Source organism: Micromonospora craniellae (assembly GCF_014764405.1).
Lineage (GTDB): Bacteria > Actinomycetota > Actinomycetes > Mycobacteriales > Micromonosporaceae > Micromonospora > Micromonospora craniellae.
Map to the genome: position 1 here is coordinate 506,164 of NZ_CP061725.1, position 19,327 is coordinate 525,490.

At 70.1% G+C, this 19,327-nt stretch carries 14 protein-coding genes; 2 read left to right on the plus strand and 12 right to left on the minus strand.

The genetic code is table 11. From position 1 onward, the window contains the following. The first annotated feature begins 4 nt into the window (after positions 1–4). Positions 5–844: a peptidylprolyl isomerase gene (locus tag ID554_RS02300; protein ID WP_117229217.1), complete on the plus strand. Its 840-nt coding sequence runs from the start codon at positions 5–7 to the stop codon at positions 842–844. A gap of 65 nt (positions 845–909) precedes the next feature. Here the strand turns inward: ID554_RS02300 and ID554_RS02305 are convergent, their stop codons facing one another. The 10 genes from ID554_RS02305 to ID554_RS02350 all read right to left on the minus strand — a co-directional run bounded on the left by ID554_RS02305 (position 910) and on the right by ID554_RS02350 (position 12,815). Continuing rightward, positions 910–3,354, minus strand: a complete 2,445-nt coding sequence (locus ID554_RS02305) for a RelA/SpoT family protein (protein ID WP_191088854.1) — start codon at positions 3,352–3,354, stop codon at positions 910–912. A 197-nt stretch (positions 3,355–3,551) separates the two neighbouring features. Further along, positions 3,552–4,118 carry an adenine phosphoribosyltransferase gene (locus tag ID554_RS02310; protein WP_117229220.1) on the minus strand — a complete coding sequence of 189 codons (567 nt, stop codon included), beginning with the start codon at positions 4,116–4,118 and terminating at the stop codon, positions 3,552–3,554. 103 nt (positions 4,119–4,221) lie between these two features. After that, positions 4,222–5,430, minus strand: a complete 1,209-nt coding sequence (gene secF, locus ID554_RS02315) for a protein translocase subunit SecF (protein ID WP_117229221.1) — start codon at positions 5,428–5,430, stop codon at positions 4,222–4,224. A 1-nt stretch (position 5,431) separates the two neighbouring features. Continuing rightward, the gene (gene secD / locus ID554_RS02320; RefSeq protein ID WP_117229222.1) at positions 5,432–7,318 is read right to left on the minus strand and encodes a protein translocase subunit SecD; all 1,887 of its coding nucleotides are present in this window, start codon (positions 7,316–7,318) and stop codon (positions 5,432–5,434) included. A gap of 291 nt (positions 7,319–7,609) precedes the next feature. Next, a complete protein-coding gene (gene yajC / locus ID554_RS02325; protein WP_117229223.1) occupies positions 7,610–7,948 on the minus strand; it encodes a preprotein translocase subunit YajC in 339 nt (112 codons plus the stop codon). Between the two features lie 137 nt (positions 7,949–8,085). Then, a complete protein-coding gene (gene ruvB, locus ID554_RS02330; RefSeq protein WP_117229229.1) occupies positions 8,086–9,156 on the minus strand; it encodes a Holliday junction branch migration DNA helicase RuvB in 1,071 nt (356 codons plus the stop codon). Next, a complete protein-coding gene (gene ruvA, locus ID554_RS02335) occupies positions 9,153–9,755 on the minus strand; it encodes a Holliday junction branch migration protein RuvA (protein WP_117229230.1) in 603 nt (200 codons plus the stop codon). Before ruvA ends, ruvB begins: the two co-directional genes overlap by 4 nt. Further along, complete coding sequence (ruvC, locus tag ID554_RS02340; protein WP_117229231.1) at positions 9,752–10,279, minus strand: crossover junction endodeoxyribonuclease RuvC; 528 nt, start codon at positions 10,277–10,279, stop codon at positions 9,752–9,754. The genes ruvA and ruvC overlap by 4 nt, the downstream gene beginning before the upstream one ends. 354 nt (positions 10,280–10,633) lie before the next feature. Next, on the minus strand, positions 10,634–11,233 hold the full coding sequence (locus ID554_RS02345; protein WP_117229233.1) for a TetR/AcrR family transcriptional regulator: 600 nt from the start codon (positions 11,231–11,233) through the stop codon (positions 10,634–10,636). A gap of 19 nt (positions 11,234–11,252) precedes the next feature. Then, the gene (locus ID554_RS02350; protein WP_117229234.1) at positions 11,253–12,815 is read right to left on the minus strand and encodes an MFS transporter; all 1,563 of its coding nucleotides are present in this window, start codon (positions 12,813–12,815) and stop codon (positions 11,253–11,255) included. A gap of 683 nt (positions 12,816–13,498) precedes the next feature. Between ID554_RS02350 and ID554_RS02355 the strand changes: the two genes are divergently transcribed. Continuing rightward, on the plus strand, positions 13,499–14,086 hold the full coding sequence (locus tag ID554_RS02355) for a hypothetical protein (protein ID WP_117229236.1): 588 nt from the start codon (positions 13,499–13,501) through the stop codon (positions 14,084–14,086). A 182-nt stretch (positions 14,087–14,268) separates the two neighbouring features. Here ID554_RS02355 and ID554_RS02360 read toward each other — a convergent pair whose 3' ends face one another. Both ID554_RS02360 and dnaE read right to left on the minus strand, forming a co-directional pair. Continuing rightward, a complete protein-coding gene (locus tag ID554_RS02360; protein ID WP_117229237.1) occupies positions 14,269–15,303 on the minus strand; it encodes an aminotransferase class V-fold PLP-dependent enzyme in 1,035 nt (344 codons plus the stop codon). Positions 15,304–15,495: 192 nt separating this feature from the next. After that, positions 15,496–19,029 (minus strand): DNA polymerase III subunit alpha, encoded by a 3,534-nt coding sequence (gene dnaE / locus ID554_RS02365; protein WP_117229239.1) that lies wholly within the window; start codon positions 19,027–19,029, stop codon positions 15,496–15,498. Positions 19,030–19,327: the final 298 nt, after the last annotated feature.

The following is a 19,327-nucleotide window of genomic DNA, read 5'->3' on the forward strand; positions in this document are numbered from 1 at the left end:
AGGCGTGACGTCCACCAGAGAGCGGCAGCGCGCGGCGGCCCGCGCCCGGCTCGAGAAGGAGATGGCCGAGCGGGCGACGCGGGCGCGCAAGCGCCGCCAGACCCAGGCGGTGGTCGGGGCCGGAGCGGTCCTGCTGCTGGTGGTCGCCGGCACGGCCTGGCTCGCCACCAACCTGATCGGCGACGACAGCGGTGGCGACACCGCTGCCCAGGGCGGCAGCACCGCGGAGTGCGGCTGGGTGGAGATCCCGGCGGATCAGCGGACCCCGACGACCAAGGATGTCGGGCTGCCGGACGCCCAGCAGAGCCGGGTCGGCACCCAGACCATGACGATCACCACCAACCTCGGCCCGATCACCGCGCGGATCGACCGGGCGGCGGTGCCCTGCACCGCAGGCAGTTTCACCCACCTGGCCGAGCAGAACTTCTTCGACAACACCAAGTGCCACCGCCTGGTGACCGAGGGCATCAAGGTGCTCCAGTGCGGCGACCCGAGCTCCACCGGCGCCGGCTGGCGGGAGACCGACGGCACCGGCGGTCCGGCGTACCGCATGCCGGAGGAGAACCTGCCCACCGACAGGCGCCCGCCGTACGAGGCCGGCGTCATCGCGATGGCGAACTCCGGCCAGCCGGCCAGCACCGGCAGCCAGTTCTTCATCGTCTACGGTGACTCGCCGCTGGACCCGAACTACACCGTGCTCGGCACGATCACCGGCGGGATGGACATCGTCAACGACGTCGCCGCCGCCGGTGACGACGGCGCGTTCGCCCAGCAGGCCGGGGGCGGCCACCCGAAAAAGGAGATCGTCATCACCGATCTGACCATGAGCGCACCAACGGGCTGAGCCCCGCACACGACAAGCGCCCGCCGGCTGAGCCGGTGGGCGCTTTCGTTGTCCGGGGGTACGCCTCAGGAACCGGAGGTGACCCGGTAGGCGTCGAAGACCCCGTCGACCTTGCGGACGGCCGCGAGCAGATGCCCCAGGTGCTTCGGATCGGCCATCTCGAAACTGAACCGGCTCACCGCCACCCGGTCCCGGGTGGTGGTGACGGTCGCGGAGAGGATGTTGACCCGCTCCTCGGAGAGCACCCGGGTGACGTCCGCGAGCAGCTTGTGCCGGTCCAGCGCCTCCACCTGGATGGCGACCAGGAACGTCGAGGCGGAGGTGAGCTTCCAGCTCACCTCGACCACCCGCTCGCCCTGGGCGCGCAGGTCCTCGGAGTTGGCACAGTCGTCACGGTGCACGCTGACCCCGCCGGAGCGGGTGACGAAGCCGAACACCGTGTCCGGCGGCACCGGGGTGCAGCAGCGGGCCAGTTTGATCCAGACGTCGCTGACGCCCCGCACGACCACACCCGGGTCGTGGCTGGAGGCCCGGCTGCGCGGCGGCCGGGTGGCCACCGCCGTCTCCGCGATGTCCTCGGCCGCACCCTCCTCGCCGCCGTAGGAGGCCATCAGCTTCTGCACCACCGACTGCGCGGAGACCTGACTGTCCCCGACCGCCGCGTACAGCGACGCCACGTCGGCCAGGTGCAGGTCCCGGGCGATCGCCATCAGGTTGTCGGAGGTGAGCATCCGCTGCAAGGGCATGCCCTGCTTGCGCATGGCCTTGACGATCGCGTCCTTGCCCTCCTCGATCGCCTCCTCGCGCCGCTCCTTGTTGAAGTACTGCCGGATCTTCGTCCGCGCCCGGGGGCTCTTGACGAAACCCAACCAGTCCTGCGTCGGGCCGGCCGTCTCCGACTTCGAGGTGAAGATCTCGATCACGTCACCGTTGGACAGCGTCGACTCCAACGGCACCAACTTGCCGTTGACCCGCGCCCCGATGCACTTGTGCCCCACCTCGGTATGCACCGCGTACGCGAAGTCCACCGGCGTCGACCCCGTCGGCAACGGGATCACGTCGCCCTTCGGCGTGAAGACGTACACCTCCTGGCTGGACAGGTCGAACCGCAACGCGTCCAGGAACTCGCTCGGGTCCGCCGCCTCCCGCTGCCAGTCCAACAACTGCCGCAGCCACGTCATCTCGTCGATGTGCGCCGGCGGCCCGACGATCTGGGTGCCCTTCTCCTTGTACTTCCAGTGCGCCGCGATGCCGAACTCCGCCGTACGGTGCATCGCGTACGTCCGGATCTGCATCTCCACCGGCTTGCCGGTCGGCCCGATCACCGTCGTGTGCAACGACTGGTACATGTTGAACTTGGGCATCGCGATGTAGTCCTTGAACCGGCCCGGCACCGGCTGCCAGTTCGCGTGGATCACACCCAACGCCGCGTAGCAGTCCCGCACCGTGTCGACCAGGATCCGCACACCCACCAGGTCGTAGATGTCGTTGAAGTCCCGACCTCGCACGATCATCTTTTGGTAGATCGAGTACAGGTGCTTCGGCCGACCCGTCGTCTCCGCCTTGATCTTGGCGGTCTTCAGGTCGACCTGCACCTTCTGCGTCACCTGCCGCAGCAACGCCTCCCGCTGCGGCTGGTGCTCCCCGATCAGCCGGTTGATCTCCTCGAACCGCTTCGGGAACAACGTCCCGAACGCGAGGTCCTCCAGCTCCCACTTGATGGTGTTCATACCCAGGCGGTGGGCCAGCGGGGCGAGGATCTCCAGCGTCTCCTTGGCCTTCTGCTCCCGCTTCGGCGCGGGCAGGAAGGAGAGCGTCCGCATGTTGTGCAGCCGGTCGGCCAGCTTGATCACCAGGACGCGCGGGTCCTTGGCCATGGCGACGACCATCTTGCGGATCGTCTCGGCCTTCGCCGCGTCGCCGAGCTTGACCTTGTCGAGCTTGGTGACGCCGTCGACCAGCAGCGCGACCTCGCCGCCGAAGTCCGTCCGCATCTGGTCCAGCGAGTACTCCGTGTCCTCGATGGTGTCGTGCAGCAACGCGGCGACCAGCGTGGTGGTGTCCATACCCAGGTTGGCCAGGATGGTCGCCACCGCGAGCGGGTGGGTGATGTACGGGTCGCCGGACTTGCGGTACTGACCCGAGTGCCACCGCGCGGCGGTGTCGAAGGCACGTTGCAGCAGCCGGGCATCCGCCTTGGGGTGATTCTCCCGGTGTGACGAGATCAGCGGTTCCAACACCTCGCTGACCTGCGACGACTGCCACGGTGCGTTGAACCGCGCCAACCGCGCCCGCACCCGTCGGCCGGTGGGCGCGTTGGACAGCCCGAAGCCACTGCTCGGTATCGGGTCGCCGGAGGTCGCGACGGACCCGCCGTCGGCTGCGGCGGTGACCGCCACGTCGCCGGTCGGCCGCGCCGCGCCGGACGCCCCGGTCACGGCCGGTGTGGCGCCGTCGGGGTCGGTCAGCGAGCCGTTCGCGTCACCTGTCGGGTGCACCGTGCCCTCCACCGGAGGGACGACATCGTGAGACACCGGCCTCCTCACCGCTCGCCGGGGAAAGACCGACCGTGTGTCGGCCGCTCTGGTCTCGCGCCTCTCGGACGACTCACCGTCCGGTCAGCAATGGGCAATGTTACCCGTACCGACGGTGCCCTGCCGCTCCGCCGGACGTACCGTGCCGCCTCGGTCGCCGGTGGCGGGTCGGTTCAAACGGTCAGCAGGGCATGGACGGGACGCGGCGCCAATCGCGCCCGCCCACCCAGGAAGGAGAGCTCCAGCAGCACGGTGAAACCGGCGACGGCGCCACCGGCCCGTTCCACCAGGTCCAGCGTGGCCGCAGCGGTGCCGCCGGTGGCGAGTACGTCGTCCACCACCAGCACCCGGTGCCCCGCGGTGAACGCGTCCTGGTGCACCTCCAGCGTCGCCTCGCCGTACTCCAGCGCGTACGAGGCGGCGTACGCGGGCCGGGGCAGCTTGCCGGCCTTGCGCACCGGCACCACACCGACTCCGGTCGCGTACGCGATCGCGGCGGCGACCACGAAGCCACGCGCCTCGATGCCGACCACCGTGTCGAAGGAGTCCCGCCCGTGGTGGGCGACGATCCCGTCGATCACCGTCCGGAAGGTCTCGCCGTCGGCGAACAGCGGCATCAGGTCCTTGAACATCACGCCCGGCTTCGGGAAGTCGGGTACGTCGAGCACCCGGCTGGCCACCAGCCGGGCGGTCTCCGGGCCGCTGTCGCCGCGTACCGCGGTGCTGTGGGTCTCCGTCACGACGCTTCCGTTCCCTTCCACCAGACAACGGCGCCCTGCACGCTGCTCGCACAGCATGCAGGACGCCGTCGTGTTCGTCCCTGCCGGGGCGGTCCTAGCCCGGTCAGCGCCGTTTGCCGCCACCCGGGCGATTGCCGCCCCCGCCGCCGGGGCGGCCACCACGGGCACCACCGGAGCGCTTGCCGGCCGGACGCGCGCCCACCTTCGGCGCGGCGGCGCCGGCCAGGGCGGCACCCGCCTCGGCGGACACCGGCTCCTCGTCCGGCTCGGTCGACTCGGTCGACTCCGCCTTGCGGGAGCCCTTGGCCGGCGTCTCCCGGGTGGCACCGGCCCGGCGGGCCACCACCCGCTTGTTGTGCGCGTCGATCCGCGGGTCGCGGTTCTTGAGCACCACCAGCAGCGGCGTGGCCAGGGTGATCGAGGTGACGAAGGCCATCGCCATACCGACGAACAGCACCAGACCGAGGTCCTTCAGGGTGCCCGCGCCGAGCAGGCCGGCCCCGATGAAGAGGATGCCGCCGACCGGGAGCAGGGCCACCACCGAGGTGTTGATCGACCGCATCAGGCTCTGGTTGACGGCCAGGTTGGCCGCCTCGCCGTACGTCTGGTTGTTGTTCGCGGTGATCCCTCTGGTGTTCTCCTGCACCTTGTCGAAGACCACCACCACGTCGTACAGGGCGAAGCCCAGGATGGTGAGGAATCCGACAATGGTCGACGGAGTGACCTCGAAGCCGACGATCGAGTAGATGCCGGCGGTGAGGACCAGGTTCATCAACAGCGAGAAGAGCGCCGCGATGGCCATGTTCAGCTCGAAGCGCAGGACCAGGTAGACGGTGACCAGCGCAAGGAAGATGACCAGACCGAGCAGGGCCCGGTTGGTCACCTGACTGCCCCACGCCTCGCTGACCCGGTTGCTGCTGATCGACTCGGGATCGATGCCGAACTGCTGACCCAGGGTGGTCTTGACCGCCTGGACCTGCTCGCCAGTCAGCTCGGTGGTCCGCAGCTCGTAGAACTCGCTGCCGCCGCCACCGCCGACCCGCTGCGCGGTGACCACGTGGGCGCCGGCCTGAGCGAGCGCGTCGTCCGTGGCGGCCTCGGCGTCCTGCAACGTGCCGACGCTGGTCGGGACCTGGAACGAGTTGCCGCCGGCGAACTCGATACCGAGGCTGAAACCGCGGAAGAGGACACTGCCCAGCGCGATCATCGCCAGCACCGCGGCGATGGTGAACCACAGCTTGCGGCGGCCGATGACGTTGAGGCCGGCCTCGCCCCGGTAAAGGCGGGCGGCCAGACCGTTCTCAGCGGACATGTCACGCCTCCTTGGCGCGCTGGTTGCGGGGCTGGGTCGGCGTCGAGCGGGCGGGCAGCACCCGGCCGAGCCCGCTGACCCGCGGGGACAGGAACGCCTTGGTGCTGGCGAGCATCGTCATGATCGGGTGTCGGAAGAGGAAGACCACGAGCAGGTCGAGCACCGTCGCCAGACCGAGGGCGAAGGCGAAGCCCTTCACCGTGCCGACCGAGACGATGTAGAGCACCACCGCCGACAGGATGGTGATGGCGTTCGCCGAGATGATCGTCCGGCGGGCCCGGATCCAGGCTCGGGGCACCGCGCTGCGCGGGCTGCGGCCCTCGCGGATCTCGTCCTTCAGCCGTTCGAAGTAGATGACGAACGAGTCCGCCGCCACACCGAGCGAGACGATGATGCCGGCGATGCCGGCGAGGGTGAGCGTGAAGCCGATCTGCCGGCCGAGGAACACCAGGGCGCCGAAGAGCAGCAGAGCCGACGCGACCAGGCTCAGGAAGATGACCGAGCCGAGCAGGCGGTAGTAGAAGAGCGAGTAGATGACGACCAGCAGCATGCCGATGCCGGCCGCGAGCAGACCGGCGCGCAGGTGGCTGGCGCCCAGCGTGGCGGTGACGTTCTGGGCCTCCTGGGCCTCGAAGGTCACCGGCAGAGCGCCGTAGCTGAGGTAGCCGGCCAGTTCGCTGGCCTCGGCGTTGGTGAAGTTGCCGGTGATCTGCGAGCTGCCGACGAGCACGCCCTGGATCTGCGGCGACGAGATGATCTTGTTGTCCAGCACCACGGCGACCCGGCAGCGGCCCTCGTCGCCGAGCGCGGAGGCGTCGCAGGCCTGGCCCTCGTTGTGGAACGCCTCGCGGGTCAGGGCGGTCCACTTCTCCCCGCCGGTCCGGGTGAAGTCCAGGCTGACCACCCACTGGCTGGTCTGGTCCCGCACCGCGGTGGCGCTGCTGACGTCGGTGCCGAGCACCTTCGCCACGTCCAGCAGGTTCTTGATGGAGCCCGCCTCGCAGGAGACCACCTGCTGCTCCGGGTCGGAGATGGAGGCCGGTGGCCGTTCGTCGAGCTGGAGGCACCCGATGGTCGGCACGTTGAACTGCATCTGTGCCGGCAGCACCGCGACCTCACGGCCGGACAACTCGGCGAAGGGTGCGAGCTTCTCGGCCAGCGACGGGTCGGCGGCCAGGTCCGCCGGGGCCTGGAGGCCGTTGGCAGCGGCCCATGCCTCGGCGCCGACCTTCTGCTCGACGGCCTGGCGCTGCTCCTCGATGGTCCGCGGCACGTCCTCGTCGCCCGTGGTCGGCGACGGGCTGGCCGCCGGCCCTTCGGTGGCGGTGGGCGTCGGGGTGGGGGCACCGCCGCCCTGTCCACCCGCCGTCGGCGAAGAGGTGGCCTCGGCCTCCGGGGTTGCCGACGGGGTCGCGTCGGCCTCGCCGGACGGCGTCGGCTCTACGGACCCGGTCGGGGTCGGTGCCGGCGTGCGGATCGTGCCGCTGCCGTCGGCGATCTTCAGTACCTTGCGGAAGCGCAGCTCGGCGGGGCTGCCGACCTCGGTGAGATCACGGTTCTCGCCGGGCAGGGAGATGACGATGTTGCGGTCGCCCTCGGTGATCACCTCAGCCTCCGCCACGCCGTACGCGTTGACCCGGCTCTCGATGATCTGGCGGGCCTTCTCGAGGTTGTCCGCCGTCGGGGCCCGGCCGTCGATGGTGTTGGTGGCCTCCAGCGTCATCCGGGTGCCGCCGACCAGGTCAAGACCGAGGCGTGGCTCGAGCCGATCCTTCCAGCCCCCGCTGGCGCCGGCCGAGAAGAACACCAAAAGATAGAGGACGACGAAGATGGCCCCGAGTACGGCCAACTGCCGTCCCGGGCGCATCTGTCCCTGAGGTGGTGCCACGGCTGTCCTGTCTCCCTGTACGGTCGCGCCGCCGCGGGCGCGGCGGCGGGTCGGCCGGCTGCCCGGCCCACGGTCTGCCTTCCGACGGCGCCCGGGCCGGCGCTGCCGCCTCGGGTGGCCGACGCGGGCGCGTGGACCGGCCGAGCCGGAGCACCGACGTCCGGCGTCGGCCATCTATCCAGTTGTCACACTCACGCCGCCATGGCGGTGGCCACCCGCCCGGGGACGCGTGCGGGTGCCCTTAACCCGGGCGGATGCCGATACTCCGGCGGCCCGGGTGGGCGCGGGTGCTCAGTCCTTGACGCTGTCGCTCTCCTCGACCGGCGACTCGACGGGTCGCTCCGCCTTGGTGACCACCCGGGCGATCGCCGGGCGGGCGTACCGGGTCTGCACTCCGGGAGCGATCTCGAGCAGCACGCTGTCGTCCTCGACGCCGGTCACCGTGCCGTAGAGCCCGCCGATCGTGACCACCTCGTCGCCTGCGGAGAGGCCGGACTGCATGGCCTCCGCCTCACGGCGGCGCTTCTGCTGCGGGCGGATCATCATGAAGTACATGACGCCGAAGAGCAGCGCGATCATGAGGATCGGCGTGAAGCCCGCCGCTCCTCCGCCTTCTGCTGCGTATTGCACGGTTGTAGACCTTCCCATTGGCCCCCGTCACGGTGATGGCACCCAGAGCGGAGGCGGATTTTCACATCCTGTGCGGACCGCGGCGAGTCTAGTCGCTCTATCTGGGAACGCCGAATGCGGCACAGATCACGAACAGATCACGGCTGGTCGCTGTCCACCGAGAACAGATCGGGCACAGCAGGCGCCTCGCCCCCAAATGTACCATTCGGGGGCGTACGTCCCAGGTGATGCCAGGCGGCATCGGTCGCCACCCGGCCGCGCGGCGTCCGGGCCAGCAGCCCGGCCCGGACCAGGAACGGCTCGCAGACCTCCTCCACCGTGTCCGGCTGCTCCCCCACCGCCACCGCCAGGGTCGACAGGCCGACCGGACCACCCCGGAACGAGTCCACCAGGGCAGTCAGCACCGCCCGGTCGAGCCGGTCCAGACCGAGCGCGTCCACGTCGTACACGGTCAGCGCCGCCCGGGCGGTGTCCACGGTGACCACCCCGTCGGCGCGGACCTCGGCGAAGTCGCGGACCCGGCGCAGCAGGCGGTTGGCGATCCGGGGGGTACCCCGGGACCGTCCGGCGATCTCCGTCGCCCCGTCCTCGATGATCGGCACACCGAGGATCCGGGCCGAACGGTGCAGCAGCAGCTCCAGCTCGGCGGGAGTGTAGAAGTCGAGGTGGGCGACGAACCCGAAGCGGTCGCGCATCGGGCTGGTCAGCAGACCGGCCCTGGTCGTCGCGCCGACCAGGGTGAACGGCTCCACGTCGAGCGGGATGGCGGTCGCGCCGGGCCCCTTGCCGACCACCACGTCGACCCGAAAGTCCTCCATCGCGCTGTAGAGCAGCTCCTCGGCCGGCCGGGCGATCCGGTGCACCTCGTCGATGAAGAGCACGTCGCCCTCGGCGAGGCTGGTCAGGATCGCGGCCAGGTCGCCGGACCGCTCGATCGCCGGACCGCTGGTCACCCGGATGCCGGTGCCCAGCTCCGCGGCGACGATGTTGGCCAGGGTGGTCTTGCCGAGCCCCGGCGGCCCGGACAGCAGGATGTGATCCGGCGGCGAGCCGCGTCGCATCGCGCCCTGCAACAGCAGGTCGAGCTGGTCACGGACCCGGTGCTGGGCGATGAACTCGTCCAGCCGCTTCGGCCGGACACTGGCCTCCGCGTCCCGCTCCGCCTCGCTGACGTACGCCGAGACCAGCCCGCCGTCGGTCCCGGTCACCGGGACCGGCCCAGCAGCCGGATGGCCTGCTTGAGCAGCACCGGCACCGGCGGCGTGGGACCGTCGACGGTCTCCGCGACGGCGGTGACCGCCTGCTCGGCCTGACCGGCCGTCCAGCCGAGACCGATCAGCGCCTGGCGGACCTGCTCAGGCCAGGCGCCTCCGGTGACGCCGGCCGCACCGTCGGCGCCGACGGCTACCGGGCCGATCCGGTCGCGCAGCTCCAGCACCAGGCGCTCGGCGCCCTTCTTGCCGATCCCGGGTACCCGGGTCAGCGCCCCGGTGTCGGCGTTGGCGATCGCCTTGCGTACCGCGTCGGGGGTGTGCACGGCGAGCACCGCCTGGGCCAGACGCGGACCCACCCCGCTCGCGGTCTGGAGCAGCTCGAACAGCGCCCTCGCGTCGTCGTCGGCGAAGCCGTAGAGGGTGAGCGAGTCCTCCCGCACCACCAGACTGGTGGCCAGCCGGGCGGACTGGCCCACCCGCAGGTCGGCGATGGTGCCGGGGGCACACTGCACGGCCAGGCCGACGCCGCCCACCTCGATCACCGCGTGGGCCGGGCCGGTCGCGGTCACCACCCCGCGTACACTGGCGATCATCTCGCTCCTCCTCGTCTCGCCCGATCCGCCGCGACGGCCAGCTTGGACCGGCTACCGCCCCGCCACACGTGGCAGATGGCCAGCGCGAGGGCGTCCGCGGCGTCGGCCGGGCGCGGCGGCTCGGGCAGCCGCAGCAGCCGGGTGACCATCGCCGTGATCTGCGCCTTGTCCGCCTTCCCGGAGCCGGTCACCGCCGCCTTCACCTCGCTCGGGGTGTAGGTCTGCACCGGCAGCCCGGCGCGCGCACCGGCGAGCACGGCGATCCCGCTGGCCTGCGCGGTGCCCATCACCGTACTCACGTTGTGCTGGCTGAACACCCGCTCCACGGCCACGCTGTCCGGCCGGTGCTCGGCGACCAGCTCGGTCAACGAGCGGTCCAGGTGCAGCAGGCGCGCGGGCAGCTCGTCACCGTGATCGGTGTAGACGACGTAGTAGGCGATCAGCGTGCAGGGCCGTCCGGGCGCCCCCTCGACCACGCCGACCCCGCATCGGGTCAGCCCCGGGTCGACGCCGAGCACCCGCACGCCGCCTCCTCCCCGACCGCCGCCTGCCAGTACGTGTGTTCGACACCCTACCGACGCCGTCAGCAGGCCGCGCCCCGGGACACGCCCGGTCGGACGCCCCGTGTCACTTCGGCGCCGGCAGCTTCCGCCGTACGCTTCGACCGCCGTCACCTCGCACTGCTGCGGGCGCCGTGCGCGCTGATCCGACCGGCCCCGCCCGGGCGGCATTCACTCGCCCCCGATCACCCCTGCGCCCGACATCAGCGCACACCGATATACACAGTTCACCGATGCTGCTTGTCGGTCTTCGACGCCGCCCGGTGTGCCGACCCGCCGCACCGACCCGTGATCCGGGGGACGCGTCCCGGCCCCGCCTCAGCGGGCGGCGATACCGGCCAGCACCTGATCGACGACCTTCTCCGGAAGGGTCGTCGCGTCGAGGTCCGGGTTCCAGTTCATCACCCGCTGGATGAGCATCGGGCCGGTGAGCATGGCCATGGCCACCTCGATGTCGAGGTCGGCGCGGAGCTCACCGTCGTGTACGCCGCGTCGCAGCACCTCCCGCATCACCGCCCGGCGCGGCCCGATGATGTTCTGGTAGAGCGCGTACTGCTCGGGGTCGCGTTTCACCACCGGCACCAGACACGGCATGATCTTCGCGGCCCGTGGGTCGATGTGCTGCCCGATCGCGCTGACCAGCGTGATCAGGTCCTCCCGGACGGACCGGCCGGCCGGCTGCGGCGGATCGCCCTTGAGCGTCCGCAGCGCGTCATGCAGCAGCGCGTTCTTGCCCGGCCAACGACGGTAGATGGTGGCCTTGCCGACCCCGGCCCGAGCGGCGATCGCCTCCACCGAGATCGTCTCGATCGTGCTGCCCTCCGCCAGCAGATCGAGGGTGGCCTCGACGATGGCCTCGTCCGCGCGGACGCTCCGCGGCCGCCCGGGCGGTCGCGGGGCGTCCGTACCGCTAGTCATGCCCGCATTGTTCCTGACATCAGGGAGCACCGGCCAACTCGGGCTCGTCGACGGGTGCCGGTGCTCCGGCATCGGCCCGTCCCGGCATCCAGCGCAGCGCCACCGCGACACCGGCCGCCGCGACCAGCGCGGCCAGCACCGCCGACCAGTGCATGGCCGAGACGAAGGCGTCGTCGGCCGCCGAGATCACCTGCGGCGCCGCCGGCCCGAGCTGACCTGCCACACCGTACGCACCGGAGATCGACTCTCCGGCCGTCGCCCGTACCCCCTCCGGCAGGTCCGCCACCGCCGGGGCGATGCCGGTGCGATAGCCAGCGGCCAGCACCGAGCCGATCACCGCCACCCCGAGCGCGGCGGCCACCTGGCGAATGGTGTTGCTGACGGCGGAGCCGACGCCCGCCTTCTCCCGGGGCAACGCCGACATGATCGACTCGGTGGCCGGCGGCATGATGTTGGCCATTCCGGTGCCCTGCAGGAAGAAGACGACCAGCACCACCCAGATCGGCGTGGCGGCGTCGACGAAGGCGAACGCGCCCAGCGACACCGTGGTCAGCACCAGTCCCAGCGCCGAGACCGCCCGCGCGCCGTACCGGCGGACCATGGTGGCGCTGCGCGGCGCGAAGACCAGTTGGGCCACCGCGAACGGCAGGAAGAGCAGGCCGGTCTGCAACGGGCTGTAGCCGCGTACCAGTTGCAGGTAGAACGAGCTGAAGAACATCACGCCCATGGCGGCGAAGAACACCAGCCCGATCATCGCCACCGGCGCGGCGAACCGCGGCACCCGGAACAGGCGTACGTCCAGCGACGGATGATCGCTGCGGCGCTCGTACGCGACGAACCAGGCCAGCACCGCCAGGCCGCCGAGAATCGTGGCCCAGACCAGCGGGCGGCCGAAGCCATGCTCACCACCGTCGATGATGCCGAAGGTCAGGCTCACCAGACCGACCACCGAGAGCATGACACCGACCACGTCGACGCGCCCCGGCGACGGATCCCGCGACTCGGGCACCAGCAGCGCCACCAGGATCACGCCGAGCACCGTCACCGGCACGTTGATCAGAAAGACCGAGCCCCACCAGAAGTGCTCCAGCAGCAGACCACCGAGCACCGGGCCGATCGCCACCGCCAGACCCACCGCGCCGGCCCAGATGCCGATGGCCCGTCCCCGTTCCCTCGGGTCGAAGACGTTCGAGATGATCGACAGGGTCGCCGGCATGATGGCCGCGCCGCCGACCCCCATCAGCGCGCGGGCCGCGATGAGCTGGACCGGGCTCTGCGCGTACGCCGAGAGCAGCGAGGCCAGTCCGAAGAGGACCAGCCCGATCAGCAGCATCCGTCGTCGACCGGCCCGGTCACCCCACACGCCGAAGGTGAACAGCAACCCGGCGAAGACCAGCGTGTACGAGTTGATCGACCACTCCAGTTCGCCCTGGGTAGCCCCGAGCCCGTGCACCGGATCGGCAAGCGTACGCAGCGCGACGTTGAGGATCGTGTTGTCCAGGACGACCACGAGCAGGCTGATGACCAGCACTGCGAGGATCGCCCATCGCCTCGCGTGTCCGGTGTTCTCGTTCGGCTGCATCCCCCGACACCCTTCACATTTCGATACGGCTGAGTACCGCAATCATCCCGAGCCTAGGCCGACCAATTCCGATACGAAACCGATCCGTATTCATTGTGACCCCCGTCACCGCCGCCAACCCCGCCCGCCACTCCAGCAGCTCGCGGTCCGCATGCAAGGAGGGGACCCCTCCTTGCATGAGGCGTTAGTAGGGGACCCCTCCTTGCACCCACCCGCCCTACCGCCGGGCCGGCATGCAAGCAGGGGTCCCCTCTTAACATCTCGACGCGCGGCCCCGGGGAGAAGTGAGGAGGTGGGTGGATTTGTTGTCGCTATGGCAGCAACAAATCCACCCACCTCCGGCGAGCCCGCCTGGACCCGTGCCACCAGATGCCGAATATGGGCCATTTGTCCGCCCTGAACGTGGCGGTTCCGGAATTCTCGGCGGCCTGGCGTCGTTGTAACGAAGACCGGCCGCCTCCAGCACACCCGCCCGACCGCGAGAGCGTCGGCACACCCGCGTGAGCCCTAACCCCCACCGGGAATGACCCGCCCCCACCGGTCGTTACACCTTTACCCGGCACCGCGAGCGGCCACCACACCCCGCCAACCCGGGCCACACCATCCCCCGAGAACCACCCCAGCGCCAGACGGCGTCGGCACCGCATCCCCCGCAGCGCCCCACCCCCGAATGGAGCTACCCCATGAACACCATGCTGCGCAACAGCGTCCTAGCCATCGCCGGACTCACCGTCGCGGGCGGCCTCGCCGCCGGCCCCCTCAACCACACCACCACCGACACCACCCCGACCAACCCCATCACCGCCGCCGTCCAGACCGACAAACCCGACACCGGCACACTCATCCCGCACGGCGTCCAAGGCACCCAATCCCACATCAACCTGAACGACGAGCAGATCGACAACGCCAAGGCCATCATCGCCGCCACCAAGAAGGCCGACATGAACGAACGCGCCGCCGTCATCGCCATCGGCACCGCCTTCCAAGAGTCCAAGCTGGAAAACCTCGGCCATCTCGGCGCCCGCAACGACCACGACTCACAAGGCCTGTTCCAACAACGCCCGTCCAGTGGGTGGGGCACCGTCGAACAGATCACCGACCCCGAATACTCCACCCTCGCCTTCCTCAAGGGCCTCAACCAGGTCGACGGCTGGCAGGACATGCCCCTCACCGTCGCCGCCCAAACCGTACAGGTCTCCGCATTCCCCAACCACTACGCCCAGTGGGAACAGCAAGCCGCCGACCTCGTCGCCACACACTGGAACAACTGACCCACCAACCCCACCACCAGCAACAACACCCCACACCACCACCACGACGGCCGGCACCCCACCCGGGGCACCGGCCGCCACCACACCACCAACCCCCACCCGCAAGCACCGCGATACCCGCAAGCGACGCGCGTTAGAAAGGGTCCCCTGCTATGCACCAGGCGATAGCAGGGGACCCTTCCTTACATCAGGGCGTGGAGGGCGAGGTCGACGTCCTCGGGGGTGGTGTAGAGGTGGAACGAGGCGCGGACCCGACCGGCCCGGACGGCTGCCCGCACCCCGGCCCGTTCCAGCTTGTGCTGCGCGTCGGGCACCTCGACGGTGACGATCGCGCTGTCGCCGGGCGGTCGGCCCAGGCCGGCGAGGAACCGGTTGGCCAGCGCCACGTTGTGCGCGTGCACGGTCGACACCCCGATCTCCAGCAGCAGTCCCAGCGCCGGAGCCGCACCGACCCAGTTGAACCAGGACGGCGAGATGTCGAACCGGCGGGCGTCGTCGGCGAGCCGCAGCGGCGGCCCGTAGTACGAGGCGTGCGGGTCACTGCCCGCGTACCAACCGGCGGCGTCGGGCCGCAGCCGCTCCCGTAGGGCCGGATCGAGGTACGCGAACCCGGTGCCCCGGGGACCCATCAGCCACTTGTATCCGCCGGCCACGACCACGTCGGCCCGGCTCGCGTCGAACGGCAGCCAGCCGCACGCCTGGGTGGCGTCCACCGCGACGAACGCGCCGTGGGCCCGGGCCGCCGCGACGATCTCGTCGTACGCGGCCACCGTCCCGTCGGCGGACTGCACCAGGCTGAACGCCACCAGGTCGGTGTCGGAGTCGATCGCGTCGACCAGCCCGTCCAGCGGCACGGTGCGTACCTGCACGCCCCGCTCCTCCTGCACCAGCCAGGGGAAGAGGTTGGAGGTGAACTCGACCTCGGGGACGACCACCCGCGCCCCGGCGGGCAGTGCGGCGGCGACCGGGGCCAGCATCTGGGAGACGACCGCACCGACCGACACGTCGGCCACCGGTACGCCGACCAGCTTGGCGAACGCGGCCCGGGACCGGTCGGTCGTCTCGCTCCAACCCTCCCAGGAGCCGCGTCCGGCCCGCCACGCCGCGAGCGCGTCCTGCAACGCCTCCCAGGCCGGGTCCGGCGGCAGCCCGTAGCTGGCGGTGTTCAGCCAACCGGGCTGTGGTTGCCACAGTTTCTGCGCCTGTTCCAGTTCCACGCCCCGACGCTAACCCTCGACACACCCACTACCCAGCGCCAATCCTCGCCCGCTGGCTTCCGAAACCCCAGGCATCCGAAACCCCAGGCTGCCGAAACCCTCGGCGTCCGAAGCCGCCAGCATCCGAAACCCCCGACATCCGGAGCCGCCGGGCGTCCCGGAGCCGCCGAGCACCCGAGCACCCGAGCAGGGTCAGCTCACGTTGGCGGGGCCGAGGACGCTCTTGAGGTCACCCATCAGGGCGGTGGTCGGGGCGACGCGGAACAGGCCCAGTCGCCAGGTCTCGACGCGGCCGCTGCGGTGCAGCTTCACGTGCACCTCGGTGTCGCCGGGATGCAGCAGCAGGGTCTCCTTGAGCCGGTCGGCGAGCGGTGGCGTGAGCCGGTTGACCGGGATCGTCAGGGTGACCGGTTTGCTCGCCGGGTTGCTGCTGACGTCCGGCAACTGCATGTCCATCGCCATGATGCGGGGGGTGTCGTCGCGCCGGTCGATCCGGCCCTTGACCACCACGATGGCGTCCTCGGCGATGTACTGCCCGATCACCTCGTAGGTGTTCGGGAAGAACAGCGCCTCCACCCCGCCGGCGAGGTCCTCCAGGGTCGCCGAGGCCCACGCCCGCCCCTGCTTGGTGACCCGACGTTGCACACCGGAGAGGATGCCGGCGAGGGTGACCACCGCGCCGTCGGGCACGGTGCCCTCCTCGGACAGGGTGGCGATGGTGCAGTCGGCCGCCGCGTTCAGCACGTGCTCCAGACCGAACAGCGGGTGGTCGGAGACGTACAGGCCGAGCATCTCGCGTTCGAACGCGAGCTTGTCGCGCTTGTCCCACTCGCCGTCGCTGATGACGGGCATGACCGTGGTGGTGGTCGCCGTCTCGGTGTCGCCGAAGCCCGAACCGAAGAGGTCGTACTGGCCGACGGCCTCCTTGCGTTTGACGTCGGCGTACGCGTCGATGGCGTCGGCGTGCACGGTGAGCAGCGCCTTGCGCGAATGCTTGAGCGAGTCGAACGCCCCGGCCTTGATCAGCGATTCGATGGTCTTCTTGTTGCAGACCACCGCGTCCACCTTGGACAGGAAGTCGTAGAAGTCGGCGTACTCGCTCTTCTCGTCGCGGCACCGCATGATCGACGCCACCACGTTGGCGCCGACGTTGCGGATCGCGCCGAGGCCGAAGCGGATCTCCTTGCCGACCGGGGTGAACGGCCCGGCGGAGGTGTTCACGTCCGGCGGCAGCACCTGGATGCCCATCCGGCGGCACTCCGACAGGTACATGGCCATCTTGTCCTTGTCGTCGCCGACGGAGGTCAGCAGCGCCGCCATGTACTCGGCCGGGTAGTGCGCCTTCAGGTACGCCGTCCAGTACGACACCAGCCCGTACGCGGCGGAGTGTGCCTTGTTGAAGGCGTACCCGGCGAACGGGACCAGCACGTCCCAGACCTTCTGGGTGGCCTCGTCGGAGTAGCCGTGTTCACGGCAGCCGTCGCGGAACGGGCCGAACTCCTTGTCGAGGATCTCCTTCTTCTTCTTGCCCATCGCCCGGCGCAGCAGGTCGGCCTGACCGAGCGTGTAGCCGGCGAGGATCTGCGCGGCGCGCTGCACCTGCTCCTGATAGACGATCAGGCCGTAGGTGGGGGCGAGGATCTCCCGCAGCGGCTCCTCCAGCTCCGGGTGGATCGGGGTGATCTCCTGGAGGCCGTTCTTGCGCAGCGCGTAGTTGGTGTGCGAGTCCACGCCCATCGGACCGGGACGGTACAGCGCCAGGACGGCGGAGATGTCCTCGAAGTTGTCCGGCTTCATCATCCGCAGCAGCGACCGCATCGGCCCGCCGTCGAGCTGGAACACGCCCAGGGTGTCGCCCCGGGCCAGCAGCTCGTACGCGGCCTTGTCGTCCAGCGGCAGGGCCAGCAGGTCCAGCTCCTTGCCGTGGTTGAGCTCGATGTTCTTCACCGCGTCGTCGATGATGGTGAGGTTCCGCAGGCCGAGGAAGTCCATCTTCAACAGCCCGAGCGACTCGCACGTCGGGTAGTCGAACTGGGTGATGATCACCCCGTCGGAGTCCCGGCGCATCAGCGGGATGTGGTCGACGATCGGCTCGGCGGACATGATCACGCCGGCCGCGTGCACACCGGTCTGCCGGATCAGCCCCTCGATGCCCCGGGCGGTGTCGATGACCTTCTTGACGTCGGCCTCGGACTCGTACATGCCCCGGATCTCGCCGGCCTCGGCGTACCGGGGGTGCTTCGGATCGAAGATGCCCTCGAGCGGGATGTCCTTGCCCATCACGGCCGGCGGCATGGCCTTGGTGATCCGGTCACCGACCGCGTACGGGTAGCCGAGCACCCGCGCCGAGTCCTTGATCGCGGCCTTCGCCTTGATCGTGCCGAAGGTGGCGATCTGCGCGACCTTGTCCTCACCCCACTTGTCGGTGACGTACTTGATCACCTCACCGCGCCGACGCTCATCGAAGTCGATGTCGACATCGGGCATGGAGACGCGCTCGGGGTTCAGGAACCGCTCGAAGATCAGCCCGTGCGGGATCGGGTCCAGGTCGGTGATGCCCATCGCGTACGCGACCAGCGAACCGGCCGCCGAGCCTCGGCCGGGACCGACCGCGATGCCCTGGTTCTTGGCCCACTGGATGAAGTCGGCGACCACGAGGAAGTACGACGGGAAGCCCATCTGGATGATGACGCCCAGCTCGTACTCGGCCTGCACGACGTGGCCCTCGGGGATGCCCTGCGGGTAGCGACGGGCCAGGCCGGCGAAGGTCTCCTTGCGGAACCACGACTCCTCGGTCTCGCCCTCGGGCACCGGGAAGCGCGGCATCAGGTTGCGGAACTCGAACATCCCGGCCGGGTCGACCCGCTCGGCCACCAGCAGCGTGTTGCGGCAGCCCTCCAGCCAGACGTCGGAGCCGTCCACGCCGCGCATCTCGTCGGCGGACTTGATGTAGTAGCCGCTGCCGCCGAACTTGAACCGGTTCGGGTCGGCGACGTTGCTGCCGGTCTGCACGCAGAGCAGCACGTCGTGCGCCTCGGACTGCGCCTCGTGGGTGTAGTGCGAGTCGTTGGTGACCACCGGCGGGATGTTCAGCTTGCGGCCGATCTCCACCAGCCCGTCCCGGACCTTCTTCTCGATGTCCAGGCCGTGGTCCATCAGCTCCAGGAAGTAGTTCTCCTTGCCGAAGATGTCCTGGTACTTCGCGGCGGCTTCGAGGGCCTGCGCGTCGTGGCCCAGCCGCAACCGGGTCTGCACCTCGCCGGAGGGGCAGCCGGTGGTGGCCATCAGGCCGTCGGCGTACTCGGCCAGCAACTCGGCGTCCATCCGGGGCCACTTGACGAAGTAGCCCTCGGTGTACGCCTTGCTGGTCAGCGTGAAGAGGTTGTGCAGGCCGGTCTTGTTGCGCGCCCAGATCGTCTTGTGCGTGTAACCGCCGCTGCCGGAGACGTCGTCGCTCTTCTGCTCCGGTCGGCCCCAGCGCACCCGCTTCTTGTGATAGCGCGACTCCGGCGCCACGTACGCCTCGATGCCCAGGATCGGGGTGACTCCGGCGGCCATGGCCTGCTTGTAGAAGTCGTTCGCGCCGTGCATGTTGCCGTGGTCGGTCATCGCCACGGCCGGCATCCCCTGCCGCTTGACCTCGGCGAACAGGTCCTTGAGGCGGGCCGCACCGTCGAGCATCGAATACTCCGTGTGCACGTGCAGATGCGCGAACGAATCGCCCACGGAGCCCCCCGGGTCAGATGATCGAGTCGGTCGGGGCTAACCCTAACCCCGCCGCTCGGCACCGTTCCAGCGCGCCGCGCGCCCCCGGTCCGCCGGGGTGTCGCGGATCATGCCGGACCGGTACGCGCGGCCGACCGCACCGACCCGACGAGGTGGCGGGCGGGCCCGCAGGCCGCGCCCCGTCGGCCAGGTCCATCACCGGGTACGGCCGACCGCTCACCACCACCTCGCCGCCCACCACCTGACCGCCCGTCCCGCCGATCATGGAGTTGTGGCAGTTCTATAACGCGCATATCAG

Coding starts and splice junctions, on each gene's coding strand:
- secF (WP_117229221.1), bottom strand. CDS start 5,430: ATGTCCGCTGAGAACGGTCTGGCCGCCCGCCTTTACCGGGGCGAGGCC.
- ID554_RS02355 (WP_117229236.1), top strand. CDS start 13,499: ATGAACACCATGCTGCGCAACAGCGTCCTAGCCATCGCCGGACTCACC.
- ID554_RS02350 (WP_117229234.1), bottom strand. CDS start 12,815: ATGCAGCCGAACGAGAACACCGGACACGCGAGGCGATGGGCGATCCTC.
- ruvA (WP_117229230.1), bottom strand. CDS start 9,755: ATGATCGCCAGTGTACGCGGGGTGGTGACCGCGACCGGCCCGGCCCAC.
- ID554_RS02345 (WP_117229233.1), bottom strand. CDS start 11,233: ATGACTAGCGGTACGGACGCCCCGCGACCGCCCGGGCGGCCGCGGAGC.